This is a genomic window from Paenibacillus rubinfantis (genome assembly GCF_001486505.1).
GTDB lineage: Bacteria > Bacillota > Bacilli > Paenibacillales > Paenibacillaceae > Fontibacillus > Fontibacillus rubinfantis.
This window is the reverse complement of sequence record NZ_LN909061.1, coordinates 1-22811: the sequence shown is the minus strand read 5'-3', so window position 1 is coordinate 22811 and position 22811 is coordinate 1. Positions and strand designations below refer to the sequence as shown.

18 protein-coding genes, 11 tRNA genes and 1 rRNA gene are annotated in these 22811 nt (G+C 50.0%); 2 read left to right on the top strand and 28 right to left on the bottom strand.

Going from position 1 to position 22811, the window contains the following annotated elements:
* Positions 1–24 precede the first annotated feature (24 nt).
* The 6 genes from BN3277_RS02655 to BN3277_RS02630 all read right to left on the bottom strand — a co-directional run bounded on the left by BN3277_RS02655 (position 25) and on the right by BN3277_RS02630 (position 5889).
* Complete coding sequence (locus tag BN3277_RS02655) at positions 25–2259, bottom strand: helix-turn-helix domain-containing protein (RefSeq protein WP_059040759.1); 2235 nt, start codon at positions 2257–2259, stop codon at positions 25–27.
* A 192-nt stretch (positions 2260–2451) separates the two neighbouring features.
* Positions 2452–3165, bottom strand: a complete 714-nt coding sequence (locus tag BN3277_RS02650) for an ABC transporter permease (RefSeq protein ID WP_059040758.1) — start codon at positions 3163–3165, stop codon at positions 2452–2454.
* On the bottom strand, positions 3162–4091 hold the full coding sequence (locus BN3277_RS02645) for an ABC transporter ATP-binding protein (protein ID WP_059040757.1): 930 nt from the start codon (positions 4089–4091) through the stop codon (positions 3162–3164). The genes BN3277_RS02650 and BN3277_RS02645 overlap by 4 nt, the downstream gene beginning before the upstream one ends.
* 73 nt (positions 4092–4164) lie before the next feature.
* Positions 4165–4797 (bottom strand): TetR/AcrR family transcriptional regulator, encoded by a 633-nt coding sequence (locus tag BN3277_RS02640; protein ID WP_059040756.1) that lies wholly within the window; start codon positions 4795–4797, stop codon positions 4165–4167.
* Positions 4798–4935: 138 nt separating this feature from the next.
* A complete protein-coding gene (locus tag BN3277_RS02635; protein WP_059040755.1) occupies positions 4936–5331 on the bottom strand; it encodes a VOC family protein in 396 nt (131 codons plus the stop codon).
* Positions 5332–5430: 99 nt separating this feature from the next.
* Positions 5431–5889: a MerR family transcriptional regulator gene (locus BN3277_RS02630; protein WP_059040754.1), complete on the bottom strand. Its 459-nt coding sequence runs from the start codon at positions 5887–5889 to the stop codon at positions 5431–5433.
* A 176-nt stretch (positions 5890–6065) separates the two neighbouring features.
* Between BN3277_RS02630 and BN3277_RS02625 the strand changes: the two genes are divergently transcribed.
* Positions 6066–6920: an aldo/keto reductase gene (locus BN3277_RS02625; RefSeq protein ID WP_059040753.1), complete on the top strand. Its 855-nt coding sequence runs from the start codon at positions 6066–6068 to the stop codon at positions 6918–6920.
* A 63-nt stretch (positions 6921–6983) separates the two neighbouring features.
* Here the strand turns inward: BN3277_RS02625 and BN3277_RS02620 are convergent, their stop codons facing one another.
* Complete coding sequence (locus BN3277_RS02620) at positions 6984–7352, bottom strand: helix-turn-helix domain-containing protein (protein WP_059040752.1); 369 nt, start codon at positions 7350–7352, stop codon at positions 6984–6986.
* A 127-nt stretch (positions 7353–7479) separates the two neighbouring features.
* Here BN3277_RS02620 and BN3277_RS02615 point away from each other — a divergent pair, with 127 nt between their 5' ends.
* Positions 7480–8136: a nitroreductase family protein gene (locus BN3277_RS02615; protein ID WP_059040751.1), complete on the top strand. Its 657-nt coding sequence runs from the start codon at positions 7480–7482 to the stop codon at positions 8134–8136.
* Positions 8137–8403: 267 nt separating this feature from the next.
* Here the strand turns inward: BN3277_RS02615 and BN3277_RS25690 are convergent, their stop codons facing one another.
* The 21 genes from BN3277_RS25690 to rrf form a co-directional block, all read right to left on the bottom strand.
* The gene (locus BN3277_RS25690) at positions 8404–9759 is read right to left on the bottom strand and encodes a PIN-like domain-containing protein (protein WP_059040750.1); all 1356 of its coding nucleotides are present in this window, start codon (positions 9757–9759) and stop codon (positions 8404–8406) included.
* 463 nt (positions 9760–10222) lie between these two features.
* Positions 10223–12055, bottom strand: coding sequence for a glutamine--fructose-6-phosphate transaminase (isomerizing) (gene glmS / locus BN3277_RS02605; protein ID WP_059040749.1), 1833 nt, complete (start codon positions 12053–12055; stop codon positions 10223–10225).
* A 181-nt stretch (positions 12056–12236) separates the two neighbouring features.
* Entirely contained in the window at positions 12237–12452 is a 216-nt protein-coding gene (locus BN3277_RS02600) for a hypothetical protein (protein ID WP_148500958.1), read from the bottom strand.
* Positions 12453–12973: 521 nt separating this feature from the next.
* Complete coding sequence (gene glmM / locus BN3277_RS02595) at positions 12974–14314, bottom strand: phosphoglucosamine mutase (RefSeq protein ID WP_059040747.1); 1341 nt, start codon at positions 14312–14314, stop codon at positions 12974–12976.
* Positions 14315–14415: 101 nt separating this feature from the next.
* Entirely contained in the window at positions 14416–15786 is a 1371-nt protein-coding gene (locus tag BN3277_RS02590; RefSeq protein ID WP_059040746.1) for a CdaR family protein, read from the bottom strand.
* Positions 15779–16609, bottom strand: a complete 831-nt coding sequence (cdaA, locus tag BN3277_RS02585; RefSeq protein WP_059040745.1) for a diadenylate cyclase CdaA — start codon at positions 16607–16609, stop codon at positions 15779–15781. Before cdaA ends, BN3277_RS02590 begins: the two co-directional genes overlap by 8 nt.
* A 250-nt stretch (positions 16610–16859) precedes the next feature.
* A complete protein-coding gene (locus tag BN3277_RS02580) occupies positions 16860–17480 on the bottom strand; it encodes a zf-HC2 domain-containing protein (protein ID WP_059040744.1) in 621 nt (206 codons plus the stop codon).
* A 133-nt stretch (positions 17481–17613) separates the two neighbouring features.
* Complete coding sequence (gene sigW / locus BN3277_RS02575) at positions 17614–18189, bottom strand: RNA polymerase sigma factor SigW (RefSeq protein ID WP_187380023.1); 576 nt, start codon at positions 18187–18189, stop codon at positions 17614–17616.
* A gap of 249 nt (positions 18190–18438) precedes the next feature.
* Positions 18439–21234 carry a phosphoenolpyruvate carboxylase gene (gene ppc, locus BN3277_RS02570; protein WP_059040743.1) on the bottom strand — a complete coding sequence of 932 codons (2796 nt, stop codon included), beginning with the start codon at positions 21232–21234 and terminating at the stop codon, positions 18439–18441.
* A gap of 336 nt (positions 21235–21570) precedes the next feature.
* A tRNA-Gly gene (locus tag BN3277_RS02565) sits at positions 21571–21644 on the bottom strand.
* Positions 21645–21656: 12 nt separating this feature from the next.
* Positions 21657–21733 (bottom strand) — tRNA-Pro (locus BN3277_RS02560).
* A gap of 30 nt (positions 21734–21763) precedes the next feature.
* Positions 21764–21840, bottom strand: a tRNA-Arg gene (locus BN3277_RS02555).
* Positions 21841–21851: 11 nt separating this feature from the next.
* Positions 21852–21926: transfer RNA gene (locus tag BN3277_RS02550), tRNA-Gly, on the bottom strand.
* Between the two features lie 5 nt (positions 21927–21931).
* Positions 21932–22015 (bottom strand) — tRNA-Leu (locus BN3277_RS02545).
* 10 nt (positions 22016–22025) lie between these two features.
* Positions 22026–22101: transfer RNA gene (locus BN3277_RS02540), tRNA-Lys, on the bottom strand.
* A gap of 14 nt (positions 22102–22115) precedes the next feature.
* Positions 22116–22190, bottom strand: a tRNA-Gln gene (locus BN3277_RS02535).
* Positions 22191–22196: 6 nt separating this feature from the next.
* Positions 22197–22272, bottom strand: a tRNA-Val gene (locus tag BN3277_RS02530).
* A gap of 28 nt (positions 22273–22300) precedes the next feature.
* Positions 22301–22375, bottom strand: a tRNA-Glu gene (locus tag BN3277_RS02525).
* An 11-nt stretch (positions 22376–22386) separates the two neighbouring features.
* Positions 22387–22459: transfer RNA gene (locus BN3277_RS02520), tRNA-Thr, on the bottom strand.
* 3 nt (positions 22460–22462) lie between these two features.
* A tRNA-Asn gene (locus BN3277_RS02515) sits at positions 22463–22538 on the bottom strand.
* A gap of 5 nt (positions 22539–22543) precedes the next feature.
* A 5S ribosomal RNA gene (rrf, locus tag BN3277_RS02510) occupies positions 22544–22660 on the bottom strand.
* Positions 22661–22811: the final 151 nt, after the last annotated feature.

Sequence of the window (22811 nt, the reverse complement as noted above, 5' to 3'; positions counted from 1 at the left end):
CTCCCACGTTAGGTTGACTAAGCTCTAAATCGTACGATACATGTTGCGGTACTCTCCCGGCGGGATGTCCTGAAATTTCTTGAAGGCGCGGTAGAAGGAGTTCACATTCTGGTACCCGATGTTCTCCGCAACCGATTGAATCGAATCCTCGGTTTCCAACAAGAGCTGTTTGGCGTGCTGCATCCGAACCTTCAAGACGTAATCCACGAATTTTTCTCCCATTTCCTCTTTGAAAATAAGACTTAGCGCGCTGGGCTGGAGGTTCAGATAATCGCTGACTTGGACCAGGGAGAGGCCGGGATCGGTATAATGCGCATCGATGTAATGTTTAGCCTGCATCGCTAAACTATGATGTCTGCGGGCTTGACGATCCTCTTCCACGCACGCCTCGAACTGGTTCATGAGGCTCATGAACTGTTCCTGAAATTCTCCTAACGTTTCCGCCGTCTCCGTCATCCCCGCGAAACGCTCCTGAAAGTCGCCTTTCCAGCGTTCCTGGATCGAGGAGGATAAAACCAGAACCGCCTTATCCATTCGTTTGAGAAACGCCTGGGCAAACTCCGCCATATCGCGCTTGCGAAACCGCATTTTGCCAAGCTCGTTGAAAATCTGCGATAATTTCTCCCGCCATTCGGTATCATTCATGCGGAAAGACTGGGCGGCATAATCCAAGGCTTGCAGATAAGCGTATCGGTCCAGATTGATAATAGCCGCGCTTTTGCGATTATCTATAATCGAATGGATGCCGAAGAGGGTTTTGAGCTCCACGTTCTCCTGCGCGTTTCGATAGGAATCCGCGATGGTTTCGATCGACTTGGAGTCCGCCCCGATTCCGATCGAAATCGTCAGCTCCAAATGCTGATGAATCCATTTCTTGAATTCCTCCGCAAATTCCGCCGCTGCTAGATTGCTGCGCGGTTCGGACGCCGTATGATGCACCACGAAAGCGATGCGATGCGGCTCCATCCAGGCATGCCATACAAAGGAATGATGGCTCTGTCCCAAATCGCGGAAGGCGCTTTCGATAATAAACTTAAGCAAGTACTGGTCCTTGACCTTATATTTATCCGTAAACCAAGCATACCGGTCCAACTCTGCCACCATCACACCTAATCGGTCATAGGGAACGGACAGATTAAACTCAGCCAACCGCTGCTGGAATTCTTCATCGGACAGAACGAGATGCCCGGCCAACAAATCGTGAAAAAGCCGCTGCTGCCGCAATAAACTGTCTTCCTTATGAAGGTTCTCGTAATCCAGCGACCGCTTCAACAGATGGTCCAACGCCATTTCAATAAACGTGAACTCATTGTTCGCCCCTTTGATGCCCAGCTCCTCGCTTTTCCGATTCGAGAACTGACTGACCTTTTCCATGATCGATTGAATGGGCTTGTAATGGATGTGGGTCACGATCGTGAACCCAAGTAAGGCCAGCAGAATCAGGACAACCCAAATGACCATCCACGCGTTCGAGAAGAGGGAGAGCCAATTATAGCCCTGATCATGCACCCCCTCCGAGACATAAGTCCAGCCGGTATAATCGGACTGGACCCGGATCGTATCCTCGGCATGTGCCGAATCCGAATTCGAGGCAGGAAGAACCGCCGCAGCGGAGGGAGTGTCGATCAGGAGAACTAGGTTGTAATCGCTTTCATTTAACGAGTTTAGATACTCCAGGAAAGAGCGTTGATACACGTTAACCACAAGGGCCCCCCGCATTTCGTCTCCGGTATAAGCAAACTTCACCAAGGAGACCACCTGCTGTGCCTCCTCCCCTTGGGGCAAATAAGCAAAAGATCGGGGATTAAACCAGCCGGCGGATTCCTTGTTGCCGTAGTGAGCCGTCAAGAAGTCCATATCGCCAAACGCTCGCAGCGAATAGGATCCCAGATCTGAAATGATCCGCTGTTCGGCTTCATTATATAAGTAGAGGGTATTGGCAAAAGGCAAAGCCAAGCTTAATTCGATCAGCTTCTTCTGCAGCAGGAAGTCGTCCAGCGCATCCTCGGGGCCGTTCGTGAAGTAGTCCTGGATCTCGCCATCGATCAACAATTTGCTGACAACGTTGCGCTCAATCAGCATCAGATTCGCATCTGCGTTAAATACAATTCGGTCCAGGATCGCTTTGTTGGTCTCCAGGTATTTTCGCTCGGATGCGTTGTTGAGGGCCAGGAAAATCATAAAGATCATAGAGGAAATGATGACGAAGAGAATCGGAGCATAGGAAAGAATCGTACGGTAATACCAGTTCATTCTCATCTACAACTCTCCCAAACCGTTTCGTTCATTATAAAAGATCCCAATGATGTTGTTAATTCACAATTTATTCGGGACTCTCCTTTTTTATTTAAGTTTTTAGATATTTCGCCAAATGAAGGAGAGGATAAGGCCGCCCGGTCCCTTTCCCGTGATGATCCGGCCTCCTCCCGTCTTTTACACCTATTATAACGTCTATTTCTGATCCGCCCAACGCCACCATGTCCACGTCCCGATGTAACCCGCTAGGCCGATAACGATAGGGATGAGATAGCTGGCTGCCGCCAGCGGGAACACTTCTCCGCCGGCGCTCTGCGCCAGCTGGAGAGCCGGGATCGACCAGGGCAGATAAGTGCCCAGAGGCGTCGGACCCGTAATTAAGGCGACCATCAACGTACAGAACGCAAACGCCATCGCCGCCAGGTAGCCGCGCGAGAGGCAGGCTATCCCAACGACTGGGCCGCACAGCAAGAGGTGAAGCCCGGAAATAATCAGCAGTTGGAGCAATTGCTGCAACATTACTTCCATCGAAAAGCCGGGCATCCCCAAGATAAAGCCCAGCAAAAGCGCAAAGGTGAAGGTGATCAGAACGATCATTAGACACCCGATGATTGCTGAGAGCGACTTGGCGGCAACGATTTTGCCCCGGGAGACAGGAAGAGCCAGCAAGTCCTTGATCGTCCGGTCCGCATATTCGCGGCCAAACGTCCATCCCGCCACCGCACCAAAACCAACAATCCCAAAAACGCTTGCGAACATAAACACGACATTTTTCAAATACGTGGCCCAATCCCCTTCTCCAACGCGAATACCCGTGACAAACAGGAAGAACACCAGCGTTCCCCACAGCACATAAGAGCGAAAGAGCTTCGCATTTTCCGTCCGGATCGCCAGAAGCAACGTTCTCATTCTTCCGTCCCTCCTTTCGTACCAATCGTTTTTAGAAAATAAGCCTCTAAATCCTCTTCCTCTACCTTCAACAAAGCAAGCGGAAGTTGCGCGTCCGTCATTAGTTTGGCTACTCGCTCCGGCTGCTGAATAGCGCGATCATCCGACACCTCCAGCCAGCCGTTTTCGATCATCCGAACTGGGTATCCTTCGTTGATTAGGATGGTTTTCGCCGCCTCCGTTTTGTCGTAGACCCCGACATAAAGCCTCTTTTGCCGGAGTTGTTCAAATTCGTCTGCCGATAACTCCTGAAGAAGCGCACCGCGATGAATGATGCCGATTCGGGTGGCGATCTTCGAGATCTCCTCCAAAATGTGGCTGGAGATAAAAACGGTCACCCCTTCCCGCTCCGCCAGATTCCGGAGCAACTCACGGACCTCCACGATTCCGGCTGGGTCAAGCGCGTTGGTGGGTTCGTCCAGGATCAGAATGTCCGGTTGATGCAGCATCGCTTTGGCAAGTCCCAGCTTTTGCGCATTGCCCAGCGACAGATGCCGGGCCTGCGTATCTGCGTGGTCATTCAGGTTTAGTTTGTCCATGACGGCTTCCACCGCCTCCTGCTCCTGGAGTCCGCGCAATTTCGCGAACAGCTTCAAATTCTCCCGAACCGTAAAGCTGGGATAGGCAGCCGGCGTCTCCACCAAATACCCCACGCGTTTCCACAGCGCTTCTCCTCCCTTAGCTAATCTCTGGCCGAATAAATAGACCTCTCCCGACGTTGGTTTCATCATGCCGAGTAAACAGCGGATCGTTGTTGTTTTGCCCGCACCGTTCAGGCCCAAAAACCCGTAGATTTCCCCCTTCTTCACCGTAATTGAAACATCGTCTACAACGGTTCGGCTACCATAACGCTTGGTCAGATGGTTGGTGCGAATGATTTCTTCCATCGCGTATCCTCTCCTTCTATTTTGAATCTCTATAGTTTGATTGAACGTTCGTTGAGTTAAATGGTCAAAAAAATTATTTCGACCACAGTTGCATGTAAAAATCGGCGATCTGCTGCATTTCCTCCGGCCGGAGTTCTCCGCCATTCCAGCTTTCCCGGACAACGCGAACCACAATATGGGATAAAAATTGCGAAGCCGCCATCTCAAAATTCATGCTGCGAACATCTCCCTTGGCTGCCAGCTTCGATAGATAATCCGCCAGGGCTTCAAAGGGTTGTTTCGTCAGTCCATTTAAAGCCTCCTGCTGCTCTTGGTCAAGCAAATTGCGTTCGCGTATCAGGATTTGAAAATAGGGCTGGTCCTCCTTAAACCGCTGAGTAATCCCTTCAATTAACGGAAGCAGAACGTCCTCCAGCTCCGCCCCGCCTTGAAACAATTCATCAAAAAACTCCACGAATTTGGAGATTCTATCTTCCTGTGCGGTTTGCAGCACCGATTTCAGAATTTCCAGCTTCCCTCCGGGAAAATAATGATAGGTCAACGCCTCCGCCATGCCGATCTCTTTATTTAATTCGCGCATGGAGGTGGCGTGATATCCCTTCTCCGCAAACAGTCGTTTGGCGATATCCAGGATTTGCTGCCGGCGTTCAGCCGCCTGCTGATCCCGGCTGGTCATTCGGTTGGTTGTTTTACGCTCGGTGGGCATCGGTCGACCTTCTTTCTTTTTCACTAAACGATCGTTGAGTTAATCATAACCGCTGGATTCCCTGGAGTCAAATTCGACTAGGATACCTATGACATAAAAGAAAAAGACTGCCGAGATCCACATCTCGACAGCCTCAGCTTACTGCTTGGTGATCATCCACGTTACGCCAAATGGATCGATGACCTCGCCGTAATGCGCTCCCCATGGTTGAAGGGCAAACGGATATCTGCTCTCTCCCCCCTGGCTCAACTTGGCGTAAGCCGCCGTCGCTTCCTCCAGATCATCATAAACCAAGGACAGGCTGGTGCTGCGATGATAAGATACCGGCTCCATAGAATCTGCAAACATTATCGTGTTCGTCCCCGCTACATTCACAGCCAAATGCATCACTTTATCCTTCATCGCTTCCGGTGTTCCCGGCGTATCTCCATAAGTCGCAAGAAACTGAATTTCTCCGCCTAACGCCTCGATATAGAAATTGGCTTGGCGTCTCGCATCCTCCGACATTAAATACGCGTAAATTTGAGCTCCCATTTAAAATCAACAACCTTTCTCTCGGTAATTTGGTCCTTCTGTAAATGTAGACGAGGGAAATAGGCTGGATTCATCGGTGGCAATAATATAAATTTGATTTTACTTGTTGGAGGCCTTCTCTACCGCAGGCGAATAAAACACGTCACGATGCATATGCCGTATTCGATCCCAGTTGGCCGGATTGGTGGTGTCCGGAGAGCGATGCTCCAGAATGTCCTGATAGAGAACGGTTTTCTCTTCCAGATGGGCCACATGCCGTTTAGCTTCTTCAAGCTTGGCGAGCGCTGCCTCTTTATGTGCCATCATCAGTTCAAAGCGTTGCGGGATAGTCGAATCCCCTTCGAGACAGAGATCGACGTAGGTTTTGATCACTCCAATCGGCATCCCGGATTGCTTCAGGCATTTAATGCCGTGCAGCCAATTGATCGATTCTTCATCGAACAATCGAATGTTGTTCTGATCGCGCTGTAAGCTTGGCACAAGCCCCTTGTCCGTGTAAAAGCGAATCGCGTGCTCGGTAAGCCCCGTGATCTGGGCAGCCTCTTTGACTGTGTACATGGGTGATCCCCCCTTTAATAAAAAATGGATAAAGCCCATTTGCCTTCGTGTTACACGAAGGCACTAAGCTTAGTGTAATGCAAATCGGCGGAATCCGAAATCCCGCATTGTGATCTAATCCTTTCCGGGATTCGCCGCCGGTTGCTCCATACTTTATCCTAGTGGGAGGAATCACCATGCAAAAAACAGTCACCTTAAATAACGGGGTAAACATGCCGCTCCTCGGCTTTGGAGTCTACCAAATTCCCGATGCGAAGCAATGTGAGGACGTGGTATACGAGGCGCTAATGGCTGGTTACCGGCTGATCGACACCGCCTCTGGTTATCTGAACGAGGAAGCGGTCGGACGCGCGATCAAACGCAGCGGTATCCCTCGGGAGGAGTTGTTTATCACAACCAAGCTCTGGATTCAGGATGCCGGTTACGAAAGCGGCAAGCTGGCTTTTGCCAAATCCTTAAAAAAACTGCAGCTCGACTACCTCGATCTGTACCTGATTCATCAACCGTTTGGCGATTATTACGGCGCTTGGCGCGCGATGGAGGAGCTGTATCGGGAAGGCCACATCCGGGCGATTGGCGTCAGCAACTTCCTGCCCGACCGCCTCATGGACCTCATCGTGCATAACGAAATCGTCCCCGCCGTCAACCAGGTCGAGACCCACCCGTTCTATCAACAGGCCAAGAGCGCCGCATTTATGAAGGAGCAGGGAGTGCATCACCAATCCTGGGCGCCGTTCGCAGAGGGAAGGGGCAACCTGTTCAGCAACGAAGTCTTAGCTTCGATCGCGGACAAACATAACAAAACCATCGCTCAGGTCGTATTGCGCTGGTTGGTTCAGCAGGATATCGTGGCCATTCCCAAATCGGTCCGCAAGGAACGAATTATCGAAAACATCGACATCTTCGATTTTGAGTTAAGTGCAGACGATATCGAACGTATTACCTCCCTCGACACGGGGGAAACGCTCTTCCTGTCGTACCATGATCCGGAATTCGCCAAGAAGTTAGGAACTTGGAAAATTGATCTATAATATAGCAGTAAAGAAGCCACTCCCGAAATGGAGTGGCTTCTTTTGGGAGGGATGCGAATCGACTCAAGCATATTTTCCGAACCCCTCCTCACACGTAATATCCATTTCAATAAGCTCGTACAGACTTTTCTTGGAATCCTCCAACTTTTGTTGAGCATTTTCGATTTCGGATATTTTTTCTTTAATCGTACGCGTTTGTTCTTCTTTGGACATTCCATTTTTTGCGATCATCGATTTGATATCACGAATTGTAAAACCAACGGACAAACAATTTTTGACAACATTCAGATAACGGATAACTTCCGGATCATAGACCCGATAATTATTTTGATCTCTCAGGAGATATTCATCTGTAATAATGCCAATTTTCTCATAATAACGGATCGTTGATATGGGAAGGTCAATCCTTTTTGCGACTTCACTTATCTTCATATCAATCACCTCATTTTCCTATCTTGCTATTAAGTATACTTCATAGTTTACAATCCTCCTAGTGAGGATAAGCAACATGTAGTCCGATCTCACAAATGAAAAAGAGGATAAGAGGAGAGAATGATTCATGAGTGAAATCAACAGTATTCGCCATTTCCAAGAAACAAACGATTTTAATAAAATCGTGTTTGAGCGCCGTTCCGTTAAAGTTTATGACCCTGAAGTCAAAATCAGCCGGGAAGAAATGACCGAAATGTTGGCGGAAGCCTCCCGAGCTCCGTCGGCCATTAACATGCAGCCTTGGCGCTTCCTCGTCATCGACAGCGTAGAAGGAAAGGAAAAGCTTCTGCCGTTGGCCTCCTTCAACCAGACGCAAGCTCAGACCTCCTCGGCTGTTATCGCGGTATTTTACGATAAACACAACATTGACTATTTGGACGATATTATCGGCAGATCCGTTGAACTCGGATACATGCCGCAGGATATCGCCGATATGCAACTCCAACAATCGAAGGAGTACTATGCCGGCTTGGACGATCTCGGTTTGCACACTATGAATCTGATTGACTCAAGCCTTGTTTCGATGCAGCTGATGCTGGTGGCCCGTGCCCACGGGTATGACACGAACCCGATGGCTGGTTATGATAAGGAGCGGATCGCAGAAACCTTTGGTCTGGATAAGGAACGGTACCAACCGGTCATGATGATCTCCATCGGCAAAGCAGTTAAGGAGGGTTATCCTTCCTACCGTTTGCCTATTGAAACAATTACGACATGGGCGTAATCAGCAAAACACTCAATACAAAAAGGTTGCCTTGAATGAATAAGGCAACCTTTGTTTTGTTTGCATTTTCGCTCAACTATATACTTAACACTAGACGTCAGAATGACCTACTAGAAATCGCGGAACTGCCGGTAGGCCAGGTGGATAGCGCTTGTTCGGCAACAGCCTTTAGCATTTCTCGACTGAAGCCGGGACGAATCATCGAGGCATCTGGGCTGCCTCAGTAAAGCCCGGAAATAGTTGTTATATAAAGGGACCCTGAAAGCATTAGTTCTTGTCATCTTCGTATTCATACTCCATATCCTCATCATAATCATCGTCGTAGTCATCGTAGTCGTCGTATTCATCGAAATCTTGATCATCAAAATCACCCGACGCTCCTAAAAACTCTATGTCAATGATGTCAACACTTTCAGCTTCTCTTTTAAAAGCCACTCGATCTGAATCCTCAGACTGCCACTCTTTTTCAACAGTAATATTAATCCATACCCGCAGTTCTACTGAAGCAGTCCCAAGTTCGAAGTCCTCGTTTGCACAATGGGCATTGGCATCAAAATCAGCTGTAAGATCAATATGTGTATGAAAAACGATGTAACTATCATCATTCTCAATTATTTCATGATCATCAAGATTGAATTGATGCTCGGTCACACCTTCGAAAGAAACTGTATCAATACAAACTTCCAACACTGACTCCATTTCATCCTTGATCGTATCATCTTCGGCCAAGTATTTATTGATTTTATCGAGGAGTTGATCTGGGAACCACTGATCAAAGAACTCCCTAACCTCATCTTGGATGGATGAATAAGCTACTAATTCTCGGATATCTTCATTCAAATAAACAGAGCACTGCTCTAAAAAAGAAGTCAGAGAGATGATAATAATTCGATTTTGGGTTATTTCATAAAACTCTTTGAGTAAATCTTCTCGAGGCAATTGCTCTTTTTTGTCACTGAACCAATCTTCTTTCAGGTCCAATGTAATGAAGATGATATCACGAGATGATTTAATGGATTTTCTTTGAATTTGCTTCCAAACAAAGAAGTCACCATGAGCGTTTGCATTTCGTTTTTCTCTATCCATATAGCCTGGAGCGAGAGGTGTTTCATCAAATTCCTTTAATAGCTTTTGTTCTTCGGAATTCAAAAATGGCTCGCCAACATTTGAAAACAACTCTTTAAATATCGAATTGATTGGTATAATACGCCTGTGTTCAGAATGAAGTTTATCTGTGAATTGCTTGAGTTCAAGTAATTTTTCAGGACGAACCCCCCTTATCTCCAACTCCATGACTTTTTGCTTAAAATCCTCTTCATAACCATTGCTTTCCCATCTCTTAAACGCCTTCCGAATCTTTCCCCATTTTATTGGCTGGTTTTCTAACCTAACAATTATATCCGTATATTTATTAAAAGCCTCGGCGTGTTCAACATGCTTCGTAAACTCTAAATTTACTTGATGGGGAATCCATATGCTTTCAATTTTGAAATTCAAAACATCTTTAAATTCAATAGCCTTATCAATATTCCACTCATAAATTCGAAGCAAGCTGTTTGTATCAAAAACAAGTAAACTATTATTCCAAACGTCCTCAAAAGTTGCTAAGTATGGTTCTGTCATGTTTCCTCCCGCTTTCATATGATGTAAAAAGCTCCGTTCAATTATGAACTGGAGCATTTATTGGTACTTAATCATCTTTTAAGCAACCACACAGTATTTCGATATATTCTTGAGGCAGAGATACCTTAACTCTATAAACGACATTACCTAGATACCTCCTAATCATTCATATTATTCTTTGCTTACACCTCTAATCTAACACTCTACCTTTTCGCTTATGTATCTAACATGTCCCAATCAAGAATATCACCTGGGTAAACACCTTCGAAACGCCCCTGAGATAAGATTCGAGAAGAACCCCGCATTCTCCTACCTTCTCCCTCTCTCCCGCCCCTGAACTAAAAAGAAAAGCCGAGCAAATGTCAGGAAATCCTCCTGAATCTGCTCGACTCTTATATGAATTTAATTTGCTGGTAAATAACTTTATTTGCGTTGCACGACTACATCGCTTATTCCTCTATCCTTACTCCACCGTCACGCTCTTCGCCAAGTTCCGTGGCTTGTCGACGTCGTTGCCGCGAGCCAGGGCTGCGTAGTACGCGAGCAGTTGCAACGGTACAACGGACAAGGCCGGTGTCAGCAGCGGCAGCGTCTTCGGAATGGCCAGCGCTTGGTCAACGGACTTCAGCAGGTCAGGCACATGTTCCTCGTGCGTAATCGCCATCACGTCTGCACCGCGGGCCTTCACTTCCTTGATGTTGCTGACCGTTTTCTCCAGCACGGATTCCTGCGTCGCAAGCGCGATCACTGGAACGCCTTCCTCGATTAAGGCCAGCGTACCGTGCTTCAACTCACCAGCGGCGTACGCTTCGGAGTGAATGTAGGAAATCTCTTTCAGCTTCAGCGAGCCTTCTTGGACGACGGAATAGTCGAGGCCACGTCCGATAAAGAACAGATGCTCATGGCCGGAAATTTGCTCAGCATAAGCTTTCACCGTGTCGGCTTGAGCCAGCATGCTTTCCACCTGTTCCGGCAGCGACTGCATCGCGGCGATGACATGGGCTACGTCGTCTTCGCTTTGCGTACCACGCACTTGAGCCATGTACAGGCCAAGCAGGTAGAACGCAATCAGCTGCGACGTGTACGCCTTCGTCGAAGCCACGGCGATTTCCGGTCCGGCCAGCGTCGCAATCACATCGTCGGCGTCACGGGCGATCGAGCTGCCTACCACGTTGGTGATGGCCAGCACATGCGCGCCGTTCGCTTGCGCTTCACGCAGCGCCGCCAGCGTATCCGCCGTTTCACCGGATTGGCTGACAACGATTACGAGTGTATCCGGCGTAATCAACGGTGAGCGATAACGGTATTCCGAAGCGACGTCGTTCATCACCGGGATGCGCACCAGTTGCTCGATCGCGGTCCCGCCGACCAGCCCGGCATTATAAGCCGTACCGCAGGCAATGACATGGATCGAGGTCAAGCTGCGGATTTTTTCATCCGACAGCTTCAAGCCTGGAAGCACAACCTTACGCCCGCTTTCGTCGATTCGTCCGAGCATCGTATCGCGGTATGCCTTCGGCTGCTCGTGGATCTCCTTCAGCATGAAATGATCGAAACCGCCTTTTTCTGCAGTCACGGCGTCCCAATCGACACGAATCATTTCCCGAGAAATAAAATTCCCCTCGATCGTCATCAATTCGACAGCATCCTTTGTTAACACCGCCATCTCGCCATCGTTCAGAATATACACGTTCCGCGTATAATTCAACAAAGCCGGAATGTCGGAGCCGATAAAGTTCTCGCCATCGCCGAGGCCGATAATGAGCGGGCTGGCTTGACGAACGGCTACCAGCTTCTCAGGTTCATACTCTGTCAGGACCCCAAGCGCAAAAGCGCCGCGCATATAACGGATCGCTTTCTGAACGGCTTTCACGATATCGCCTTGATATTCGCGGGCCACCAGATGGGAAATCACCTCGGTATCCGTTTCCGAGACAAAAACATACCCTTGCTCGATCAGCTCTTCCTTCAAGTCCAGATAGTTTTCGACAATCCCGTTATGCACGACCGAAAACTTCTGGGTATGGTCGGTATGCGGATGGGAATTCACATCAGACGGTTTGCCATGCGTAGCCCAGCGGGTATGGCCAATCCCGGCCGATCCCTTAAGTGGTGCACCTTCCAGCTTCGACTCCAGATTCGCCAGACGTCCCAGCGATTTCGCGATTTTCAAGCCATCCGACGTAAACACCGCGATGCCCGCCGAGTCGTACCCGCGATATTCCAGCTTCTTCAACCCTTCAAGCAACACCGACTGCGTATCCCGATTCCCAATATATCCAACGATACCACACATAATATGTTATCCTCCGTTTCATTCTTACAAGATGGTTTTTGGCCGTAAGAAGCGGAACCCGGAAGAATATTCACGCGGTATACCTAGACAGAACTATTCAATTGTCAAAAAACCTATCGGTCGAATGCAGACTCTTCTGCAATTTCCAACCCTTTTTTCACGAATGCCCATGTTGCTCCGTCTACCGCGGAATCTTCCGCGCTGCTTGCTTACGTACATTCATGAAAGTCCGATGAATGTGTTGATCCATCTGCCCGCACGGTTTGTGGGAATGGTCGCCCCTTCCTTTTGCCGATGCGGTTACGGTGCGATGCAGCACCGGGAGGCCCCCGCCGAACATTCCGAACACCTCCACCTCGTCAACTTCGCTTTGCCGTACCTTAGGATTCGCTGACATCTCAAGATCCCTGCTGCCGCTGACAGGCTGGCCTTCCGCCCCTGCCCACTCGGCATCGTCTCCTGAGAGCGCTTGGTTCCCCGCTGCGATCCCAATGTACGCACACAATGAAGTTCTGGCGCTTAACTTTCAGATAACCTCACGACCCTCGCTTTCTTTGCTCGAATATGCTTAATTATATGCACCTTCACACGATTTGGCAATGATCATCTTGTCCCGTTTCACCAAACCGTGCTTTTTACCCTTCCGACCCAGAACAACACCCCTCCTTCCCCCGTTGAGCTATGACATCTAGGTTCCTCAGGGTACTTAGGGTCCATCTCACACCTCTTTGCACGATGATCCCTTTCGTTCAGAAATGCGGGACCGTCATTTCGGTTACGCATACCCTGATGCAACGGGATAATCGTCAAAAGGAGGCCAAAAGATACTGTAATCCTAAGCAAAAAACCGCCGAACAGGAAGTCACTCCCGTTCAGCGGTCCTTGAAGGTCCTATATTCAATCCCAAAAGTCGGGTCGTTACACCAGCTGTTTCTCCACGACCTCTACGATTTGCGCAACTAGTTGTTCCAACTGCGCCTTCTCCGGTCCTTCAGCCATAACGCGGATGAGGGATTCCGTTCCCGACGGCCGCACCAGCACACGTCCGTTATCGCCTAGCTCTTGCTCCACTTCGGCGATTGCTTCGGCAATCAAGGCGTTCCCGGCAAACTTGCTCTTATCCTGAACGCGAACGTTTACCAGCACCTGCGGATACTGCTTCATGACTTTTTTCAGTTCACTAAGCGGTTGGCCGGAGGCCAACAGCGTATCCACCAGCTGGATCGCCGTCAAGATGCCATCCCCGGTCGTATTATAGTCCAGGAAAATCACGTGCCCGGATTGCTCCCCGCCCAGGTTATAGCCGCCGCGCAGCATTTCCGCCATCACATAACGGTCGCCAACCGCGGTTTGCTGGGTAGCGAGCCCCAGTTTCTTCGTCGCCTTGTAGAAGCCAAAATTACTCATCACCGTCGAAACGACCGTGTTGTCTTTCAACTTGCCGGCTTTGTTCATCGCGTCGCCGCAGATGCACAGGATGTAGTCGCCGTCCACTTCTTCACCTAACTCGTCGATCGCGATCAATCGATCCGCATCGCCGTCAAAGGCAAGACCAAGATGGGCGCCCAAACGCACGACTTCCTCTTTCAAACGCTCCGGATGCGTGGATCCGCAATGATCGTTAATGTTCAGGCCATTTGGCTCAGCTGCCAGCGTGTACACTTCGGCTCCCAGTTCACGGAACAGCTTAGGGGCCAGCTCATAGGCGGCTCCGTTGGCACAATCCAGTACAACCTTCAGCCCTTTGAACGAGGAGCTGATCGTCGTTTTTAGATGATCGAGGTACTTCAGCTTCGACTCATTATCAACCGTTACCGTCCCCAAACCGCCGCCGATCGGCCGCGGCAATTCGTCGACGGCCTTGTCGAGCAGCTCTTCGATTTGCAGCTCCGTATCGTCCGACAATTTAAAGCCGTCGCTGCCAAAAAATTTGATGCCGTTATCCTCCACCGGATTGTGGGAAGCGGAGATCATCACGCCCGCGTCCGCTTGAAGCAAACGGGTTAAATAAGCCACTGCTGGCGTCGTAACAACCCCCAAACGAATGACATCCGCGCCGATCGACAGCATCCCCGCTACCAGCGCAGACTCCAGCATGACGCCCGAAATACGCGTATCCATACCGATGACTACCTTTGGCTTAGGCGCCTGGCCAGCCAGTACGTAACCCCCGCAGCGTCCGATCTGATAAGCCAGCTCCGCTGTCAATTCTTTATTCGCAATTCCTCTTACGCCATCCGTACCAAAATATTTCCCCATGATTTCACTCCTTCAACATTTTGCCAGCACCGTACCGTTCTCCTCGTCTCCCAGGTAGCGATTGTCCGGTCTATATTCTTGGTTGTCCGCTTATGTTCTAGTTATGTCCCGTTGCCTGAGTTGCCTTCCTGCGTCGCATTGCCTTCCCCCTCTGGATGGGATGGCGTTCCGTTTCCGGCCTGGTTTTGAGTGCCGTCCGCCGGATCCGTCGGCTCCACAGGCTCACCGGAGGCCGGATTTCCCTTCTCCGTCAGCTCGACGTCAACAGTCATTGAGAGACTTGGGTCCGCCAATTCCACCCCCTGCGGCAGCTTCACCTCGATCGGGACGGTATGCGTTCCCGCTCCCAGATGCGCCAGGTCCGCTGTCAGCTGAATACTCTCCGGTTGGAGAGCTTCCAACACCTCGCTGGGCCCGACAACCGTCAGGCTCAGCTTCGGATCGGTCGGCCGAACCCACTTTACGTCGTACAGAGATCCGGTATTTTTTAACGTGACGGGAATCCCGTCCAGCTGCTTTTGCCCGCCAGGCATAACATGGATTGTGATCGTGACAGAGCTCGGCTCGATTTTCTCAAAACCTTCCGGAGGAGTCAAGTCCACCGAGTATTTAGTCTCAGTCGAACCGTCAAAACGACTCAAGTCGACCGTCAGCGGATAGGAGGAAATACCCTCTAACGCTTCCTTGGAGCCATACAGAACGACCCCTTCCACATCGGTCTCCACACCGGTCAAGACATACCCGGAAGGCAGCTGCCCGGACTTACGTACCTCTAATGGCACGTTTTTGTATAGCTTATTGATCGGCACTTCCACATCCACGGAGCTAGGCGAAATTTTCGCATTTTCCATCGGTTGCCCTTGCATATCATATGCCGTCAGCTTGACGCTTTTGCCTTTGACCGATTCCTTTAGCCCCGTGACGTCCACCGTGCCTTCCACTTTGCTTAAATCGCTCACTTCGCTTGCCGGCAGAGTTACGTCCACAGTACCGCTCCCAGCTACAATTGGAGTCCCCAGCACCAATCCATCGGCCGGCTCCCCTTTTGTGACGATGGTCACGGGCATTGATCGGGTCTCCTTCGCCTCTATCGTCACCTTCACAATGGAAGGATCCATTGAGATGAGATCCACCCCAGGAGGAAGCTCATGGGTCAACGGGAGGGTAAACGTCCCGGGTCCCAGATTTTCAAGATCCAGTCTTGCCTTAAAATCGGAGAAGTTCGTGGTTAAATCAAGCCGCTTTCCCTTAACCTCCATGCGCACGGAACTTGGCTCAAGGTCATACAGAATATATTTGTCGTCGTCAAATCCGGTCACTTCGATTTTGACGTTGTCGATGTATCTCGACTGCGCTAGGGTTGTGGAGTCAACGGGGGTTCCGCTGTCCAGATGCACCATAGCCCATAAGATGATACTAAACACCAACGCGAGGACCTTGGCAAAATTGTTATGAGTCAGCCATTTATCCATTTTTGCCGGCCTCCTTCCGTCTGCGGAACGGGCTGCGTTTGTCTTTGACGTTGGCATTGGGCCCTATTTCCGCGTACAGCTTGGAAATCAGCGATTCCTCGTTGATGTCCCTCACGACCTGACCGTCAATCGCCAGCGAGATTTGCCCCGTTTCCTCGGAGACAACGATGGAGACCGCATCGCCCACTTCGCTGATTCCGATCGCCGCCCGGTGCCTTGTCCCCAGCTCCTTGCTGATGAACGGATTCTCCGACAACGGCAAATAGCAAGCCGCAGCGGAAATCCGGTGCCCCTGAACGATCACGGCACCATCATGCAGCGGGGTATTCGGGATAAAGATGTTGATTAACAGCTGCGAAGAAATAATGGACTGCATCGGAATCCCCGATTCGGTATATTCGTTTAATCCCGTATCGCGTTCAAAAACGATAAGGGCCCCTATCTTTCTACGTGATAAATAATTTACGGCCTTAATGATTTCGCCAATCTCTTTGCCGAACTCTTCTTCATCCGCACTATTCCGCCCAAACAGCTTGCCCCGTCCAAGCTGCTCCAACGCACGCCGAAGCTCCGGCTGAAAAATGATGAAGATCGCCAGAACCCCAAACGTAAACATCTGGTTCATCAGCCATTTGAGCGTGTACAAATCGAACCAGGTACTCACGGCCCAAATAAACACCAGAACCAATATCCCCTTGAGCAGTTGAACGGCCCGCGTTCCGCGTACAAGCAGAATCAGGTGATATATTATATAAGTAACGATGAGGATATCGATTACATCCTTGATGGTATCCTGCCAAGTCAGATTCACAAAATAGTTCATGCTGCGACCCCCGGAATGTTCCTTGCGGGCGTTTGGCCCGCCGACAAGGAAACGATATGTACAGCGTTCAAGCTTGTCTCTATAAGTTTCCCCTAATTACTAGGTTATAACGTTCACAAGTCAGATGCAAGCATCCAGTAAAAATAGGTTCATTTCGTATCCGTTGTAAATTTTTCCCTGCTGCCCGCAAATAAAAAAGCGCCGTATTCCCCAAGGGGAGGCGCCAATTTATTCATCATGGTCCTATCCGTCACCTATAGGCGACTTCCGTAAACGTATTGATGATCCTGTACCAGATCCAGTCCAGCGCTTGATCAATCTGCTTGACTTCGCCCGAAATATGCGCCGTGGAAGCTTGATAATAAGAGCCGTCAATCACGGTCAAGTTACCTTGAACTTCGCCGTAAATTTCAGCTTTGCCGTTCTCGATGGTCAGATTCCCGACGATTTTGGAATCGCGCGGTACGGTTACCGTATCGCCTTGAATAATGACCTGATCCAGGTCCGCTCCTTTGACAATGAGTTGATCGTCGCTATCCCAAAGCGATACCGCGCTAAACAGCATGACCAGCAAGAACATTGCGGCCGCCGTCAACGCCGGATGGCGTTTGATCCATTGGATCCATGCCTGTTGCTTGGGCTGACTCGGGATCTGGCTGATGATCCGGTTCACCAGTTCATCGGGAGCCGAGATGTTCGTGTGCTGCTTAATTGTCGCAAACAACATCAGTTCGGTTCGTTCCAATTCCCTGAATTCCTTTAGGCAATCCGGACACTGGTCTAGATGCAGCTTCAGCTGTTCGACATGGTCGCGGCTCAGTTCGCCGTCCAGGTAATCATGCATCATGGATGAGGCATGTTTGCATTCCATATCAGCCAATCCTTTCAGTAGTATCATCTATGCGAAAAGCGGAGGGCCGGCTAAGATCATAGTCGTCCTACCTTACAATACGTAACGGTTCAAAATACGTTTCAAAAATAAATCCTTTGCGACGCGTCCAAATTTATAACATTTTGTGTTCCAGCTTCTTGCGCAAAAATTCCCGTCCGCGGTGAACGCGCGTCTTGACTGTCGTCACCGGCATATCCAACACCTCGCTGATCTCCTGCAGCGACATTTCCTGCAGATAGCGGAGCACGATCACCGACTTATATTTGGCAGGTAAGCCGTCGATCGCTTGATGGATGGTTTGCTGTGTTTCCGACAGCAGGTATTCCGTTTCCGGCGTGCGTTCGTCCCCAGGGATCAACGTGTACCCATCCATGCCTTCTTGGTCATTCATTTCTGCATCCAAATAATAACTTGGCTTCCGCTTGCGCAGCCGATCAATGCACAAGTTGGTCGCGATCCGGTAAATCCACGTGGAGAACTTCTGTTTTTCGTCGTACCGGGTCCAATTTTTGTGCACCCTTAAGAACGTCTCCTGCACGACATCCTCCGCTTCGTGCCGGTTGGACAACATCCGGTATGCGAGATGATAAAGCTTATCTTTATATAGATCGACAAGTTCGGCGAAGGCTCCCTGATCTCCTTTACGGGCCAGCTTCACCAGTCTTGCATCGAAATGTTCCACCACCATATTTTCCCCCAAATCGGTTGGAAGGGCTCAGGTACCTGATATCCTTGAATACATATACCCTGCCTGTCCGGCTTTTCGTCCCTTTGGTCTAAGGTAAAAGGGTCTTCCAGTCGTCGGCACTTCATTCAAATGTTAAAGCAACTTTTTGCAAAATGCAATACATATCAGCAAAAGCTGAAAGCAAAAAAGCCGGACCTCCTCATGGAGAAGGCCCGGCTTGGCATCCCTGCCCGTCCACTTGCAGGCGTATCAGCCCGTGTTCCGAAGACCGGCGGCAATTCCGTTAATCGTTAGCAGCACTTCACGCAGCAGCTCGGCGTCATCAGATCCTTTGTCTCGCGCTGTGCGCAGCTCTGTCAGGAGCTGAACCTGCAAATAGCTGAGCGGATCCACATAAGGGTTACGCAAGCGGATGGACTCCTGCAGGCCAGGCACGTTATCGAGAATCTCGCTAATGCCGGCAATCTTCAAGACCATATCCCGCGTCAAATGGAATTCCTCTTCAATTTGGCTGAGGATCCGTTCCTTGACTTCATCATCCGAGCACATCTTCGCGTATTCCTTCGCGATCACCAAGTCCGCTTTGATCAGGGCAAATTGCAATGTATCCACGACCGTTCTAAAGAACGAGAAATTCTGATACATCTCCTGGAGCACCTTGAGGTTCTCTTCGTTGTTTTGGTAGTAGTTCAGCAGGCCGGTACCCGCCGCATACCATGCCGGGAATAAATACCGGCTTTGCGTCCAGGCAAATACCCATGGAATCGCCCGCAGGTCCTCAAACCGATCGCTGTTCTTCCGCTTGGAAGGACGTGAACCGATATTTAATTCGCCCACCTCAACCAATGGCGTCGATTCACGGAAGAACTTCAGGAAATCCGGTTCACGGAAAACAAGGTCCTGATATTTATGAAGCGAAGTCTCGGAAATCCTCGCCATAATCTCTTCCCAATGTTGCTCCTCCGGACTTGTTCCTTGATGGAGCTTCGCTTGAATCGCTGCGGTAATCAACGCCGAGGTCGCTTGCTCCAAGCTCCGGTACGCGATGCCTCGCAAGGAATACCGTGACGAAATCACTTCGCCTTGCTCGGTGATCTTGATTCCGCCCCCGATCGTTTCCGGCGGTTGTACGAGAATGCTGCGGTTCAGCGGCATGCCGCCGCGTCCAAGCGCACCTCCGCGTCCGTGGAAGAACTTCAGCTTAATGCCAAAATCATTGGCTGCCGCCGTAATTTGCTTCAATGCTACGCGCAGCTCCCAGTTAGCGGTAACCACGCCACCGTCTTTATTACTATCGGAATAGCCGAGCATAATCTCCTGAAGATCGTTCATTGCCGCCACCGACTGGCGATAGATCGGCATGCTGAACAATTGGCGCATGATACCCGGCGCAGCATGCAAATCGTCAATCGTTTCGAATAGAGGTACCGACTGCAGTGTGCTGACGACCGTGCCGTCAGCTTCTTTGCGGAACAAGCCTACCTCTTTCGAGAAGACCATCACCTCGAGAATATCGCTCGCTGCCTCCGTCATACTGATGAGATAGCTGGTGATACACTGCTGACCGTATTCTTTTTGCGCTAGAAAGACCGTGCGATAAACATCCAGACATTCCTTCGTATTCTCGCTATACTCCTGATAAGGAGAAGTTAAAGGCCGCGGGTCATTTAGCAAGCGTTCCAACAGTTGGATCTTCTCTTGCTCCTCTAACTCCGCGTAGTTGTCCACGATGTTCATTTTCGCCAAAATTTCCGTCATGGCATTCTCATGCTCTTTGCTGTGCTGGCGAATATCCAACGTTGCCGTATGGAAGCCAAACAACTCGGCTTGACGGATCAACTTCTTGATATGAGTATCGGCAACATAGTCGGCGTAGTGATGACGCAAGCTTCGGTCGATGATGTTCAGATCCTGGATAAACGCTTCAACGCTTGGGTAGCGCTCAGGCGTATCCTTCTTGCTATCATCCAACACATTGTGCAGCTTCTCCGTCATATATGTTAGCTTGATACGATAGGGCTCTTTATCGTTATTCCACTGCTGCGTCTTGCGCAGAGTAACCTGAAGGCGATCCCGTTGGATAGAGGCCATCAACTCATCGGTTACATCCACAATGCTGGTACTGAAGCTGAGGTGCTTGAATAACTCGGACAAAATCCGCTGATATTCGCGAACCGCCAGCTTGCGTTGCATCCGCAGGGTCTCCCAGGTGACATCCGAAGTTACCGAAGGATTCCCGTCCCGGTCGCCGCCGATCCAAGAGCCGAAACGCAAGTAGGTAGGTACGTGCCAGTAATGCTCCGGATAGTACTTGGTCAGGCAACGTTCCAGTTCTTGATACACTTCGGGCAGCACATGGAATAAAGTTTCGTGAAAATAATACATGCCGTTTCTGACTTCATCCAGAACAGTAGGCTTGCGATCGCGCAGTTCGTCGGTTTGCCAGAGGGTAATGACCTCGTTGAGCAGCTTCTCCCGCAACTGTTCCCGTTCCCGGAACGTGAGCGTCGGGTTATCGAGCTGCATAACATCGTCAGCAATCCGCTTGTGGATGTCCAGAATCGCGCGGCGCATCGCTTCCGTCGGGTGGGCCGTCATGACCAATTCCAAGGACATACCTTCTAGGATCTCTTGAGCCTCGGCATAATTAAATCCCTGCTCCTTGAGATCGCGGACAGCCGCCTCGATGGTGCCGGTCTGAACCGCCTCCCCGGCCGACCGCTCGTAATCGCGCTTAAGGCGAATTCGGTTGTTCTGCTCCGCAATATTCACCAATTGGAAGTAGATCGCAAAGGCACGGATCACCTGATGACGGATACCGGGTTCCAAAGAATTGATCATTTCCTTAAATTCTTCATGCAGTTCCGGTAAAAATACTGCCCGCAGGGATTTACTGGCTTCACGTATCTTCTCGACAATATCCAAGAGCTCATTGCCGCCCTGATGCACCAGGACCTCTCCTAGAATATTGCCCAAAAAACGAATGTCGCGCCGAAGCAGGTTATTCGAGTTGCCTTTTCCTGCGGTAACCGTTAACTCTGTCATGTTTCTCCCCCATTTCATCCCTAATGCAGCAAGCTAAATTCAGCATTATTTTCGTCTTTTGTCATTTCAGACTAAATGGTGTTCGTCAGGCGTTTCTTAACATCATACAATAAACTGCCCTGAAAATCTTCACTTAATTTGTAAGAAATTTATCCCGGAGAGCTTGAGTACAAGCCCCGGAGGGCATTTTTTTCAACTTCACTTACCCTAACACGGTAAAGCAGTAAAATGCAAGGGTATAAGCCAATGATAGAAAACTTTTATACCCGGGAAGGCAATTAGGTCAAAAATTATAACAAAAAACATCATCTTATCCGATGATGTTGCTGTTATGTATGGAGCGGGTGATGGGAATCGAACCCACGCTACCAGCTTGGAAGGCTGGAGTTCTACCATTGAACTACACCCGCACCTTAAAGAGATGGTCGGGATGACACGATTCGAACATGCGACCCCCTGGTCCCAAACCAGGTGCTCTACCAAGCTGAGCTACATCCCGTCATTAAGGTGATATGAAATTTGAAAAAAGTGGCGCGCCCTAAGAGATTCGAACTCCTGACCTTTTGATTCGTAGTCAAACGCTCTATCCAGCTGAGCTAAGGGCGCGTATGAAGTTATGGAGCGGACGACGGGAATCGAACCCGCGACCCTCGCCTTGGCAAGGCGATGCTCTACCGCTGAGCCACGTCCGCAAAGATGGTGCGCGTGGAGGGACTTGAACCCCCACGTCAAAGACGCTAGATCCTAAGTCTAGTGCGTCTGCCAATTCCGCCACACGCGCAAGGATAAACTGGTGAGCCATGAAGGACTCGAACCTTCGACACCCTGATTAAAAGTCAGGTGCTCTACCAACTGAGCTAATGGCTCTTACTAAGAAAAAGTGGCTGGGGATATAGGATTCGAACCTATGCATGACGGAGTCAAAGTCCGTTGCCTTACCGCTTGGCTAATCCCCAATACTATGGTGGAGGCTGAGGGGATCGAACCCCCGACCCTCTGCTTGTAAGGCAGATGCTCTCCCAGCTGAGCTAAGCCTCCACATCTGGGACCTACATATGAATGAAGATGGTGACCCGTAGGGGATTCGAACCCCTGTTACCTCCGTGAAAGGGAGGTGTCTTAACCCCTTGACCAACGGGCCTTATGTAGAGAAGCTCTCAACCGGGATCGAACCGGTGACCTCATCCTTACCATGGATGCACTCTACCTACTGAGCTATGAGAGCAAATGGCTCCCCGAACAGGACTCGAACCTGTGACAACTCGATTAACAGTCGAGTGCTCTACCGACTGAGCTATCAGGGAACGTTGCTTGGCGGCGTCCTACTCTCCCAGGACCCTTCGGTCCAAGTACCATCGGCGCTGGAGGGCTTAACGGTCGTGTTCGGGATGGGAACGTGTGGAACCCCTCCGCCATCGCCACCAAACGGTTCAAGCGTTTTGATCGCCTGAAAACTGGATACGAAACGAATTTGCGTGTTAGTCTCCTCAAGTGCTCGAATCGGCTTGTTCAGCCAGACGCCACTTTTTGGAGTTGTTTGGATAAGCCCTCGACCGATTAGTACCTGTCAGCTCCAT

Bases quoted from the DNA above. Each gene is read 5' to 3' on its own strand.
- BN3277_RS02655 (WP_059040759.1), bottom strand. From the start codon at position 2,259: ATGAGAATGAACTGGTATTACCGTACGATTCTTTCCTATGCTCCGATT.
- BN3277_RS02650 (WP_059040758.1), bottom strand. From the start codon at position 3,165: ATGAGAACGTTGCTTCTGGCGATCCGGACGGAAAATGCGAAGCTCTTT.
- BN3277_RS02645 (WP_059040757.1), bottom strand. From the start codon at position 4,091: ATGGAAGAAATCATTCGCACCAACCATCTGACCAAGCGTTATGGTAGC.
- BN3277_RS02640 (WP_059040756.1), bottom strand. From the start codon at position 4,797: ATGCCCACCGAGCGTAAAACAACCAACCGAATGACCAGCCGGGATCAG.
- BN3277_RS02635 (WP_059040755.1), bottom strand. From the start codon at position 5,331: ATGGGAGCTCAAATTTACGCGTATTTAATGTCGGAGGATGCGAGACGC.
- BN3277_RS02630 (WP_059040754.1), bottom strand. From the start codon at position 5,889: ATGTACACAGTCAAAGAGGCTGCCCAGATCACGGGGCTTACCGAGCAC.
- BN3277_RS02625 (WP_059040753.1), top strand. From the start codon at position 6,066: ATGCAAAAAACAGTCACCTTAAATAACGGGGTAAACATGCCGCTCCTC.
- BN3277_RS02620 (WP_059040752.1), bottom strand. From the start codon at position 7,352: ATGAAGATAAGTGAAGTCGCAAAAAGGATTGACCTTCCCATATCAACG.
- BN3277_RS02615 (WP_059040751.1), top strand. From the start codon at position 7,480: ATGAGTGAAATCAACAGTATTCGCCATTTCCAAGAAACAAACGATTTT.
- BN3277_RS25690 (WP_059040750.1), bottom strand. From the start codon at position 9,759: ATGACAGAACCATACTTAGCAACTTTTGAGGACGTTTGGAATAATAGT.
- glmS (WP_059040749.1), bottom strand. From the start codon at position 12,055: ATGTGTGGTATCGTTGGATATATTGGGAATCGGGATACGCAGTCGGTG.
- BN3277_RS02600 (WP_148500958.1), bottom strand. From the start codon at position 12,452: ATGTCAGCGAATCCTAAGGTACGGCAAAGCGAAGTTGACGAGGTGGAG.
- glmM (WP_059040747.1), bottom strand. From the start codon at position 14,314: ATGGGGAAATATTTTGGTACGGATGGCGTAAGAGGAATTGCGAATAAA.
- BN3277_RS02590 (WP_059040746.1), bottom strand. From the start codon at position 15,786: ATGGATAAATGGCTGACTCATAACAATTTTGCCAAGGTCCTCGCGTTG.
- cdaA (WP_059040745.1), bottom strand. From the start codon at position 16,609: ATGAACTATTTTGTGAATCTGACTTGGCAGGATACCATCAAGGATGTA.
- BN3277_RS02580 (WP_059040744.1), bottom strand. From the start codon at position 17,480: ATGGAATGCAAACATGCCTCATCCATGATGCATGATTACCTGGACGGC.
- sigW (WP_187380023.1), bottom strand. From the start codon at position 18,189: ATGGTGGTGGAACATTTCGATGCAAGACTGGTGAAGCTGGCCCGTAAA.
- ppc (WP_059040743.1), bottom strand. From the start codon at position 21,234: ATGACAGAGTTAACGGTTACCGCAGGAAAAGGCAACTCGAATAACCTG.